1 protein-coding gene is annotated in these 269 nt (G+C 39.4%); it reads left to right on the forward strand.

The window, feature by feature from the left end; genetic code table 11:
- Positions 1 to 269 (forward strand): acyl-CoA dehydrogenase family protein (locus AOA60_RS26415; protein WP_256592889.1); only part of this gene is annotated, 269 nt, incomplete at both ends.

The following is a 269-nucleotide window of genomic DNA, read 5'->3' on the forward strand; positions in this document are numbered from 1 at the left end:
GTATGTGTGTTTGAACTAGTAAATTTTTATGATAGTTGGTCGTTAGAGAACGATAGTTCAAATGAAAAGGAGGCGTATCTCCGATTATTAATCGCTTTATTAAAGGCTGAGACTACTGAGCAAGCCATTCATTTTTCCAAAGAAGCGATAGAAGTTTTTGGAGGAAACGGGTATGTTGAAGATTTTGTAACACCTAGACTATTACGAGACGCACAGGTGCTGACTGTCTGGGAAGGGACGGCAAACATACTAGGATTAGAGGTATTACG

It is taken from the genome of Pseudomonas sp. 2822-17 (genome assembly GCF_002742485.1).
Classification (GTDB): Bacteria; Pseudomonadota; Gammaproteobacteria; order Pseudomonadales; family Pseudomonadaceae; genus Aquipseudomonas; species Aquipseudomonas cyclaminis.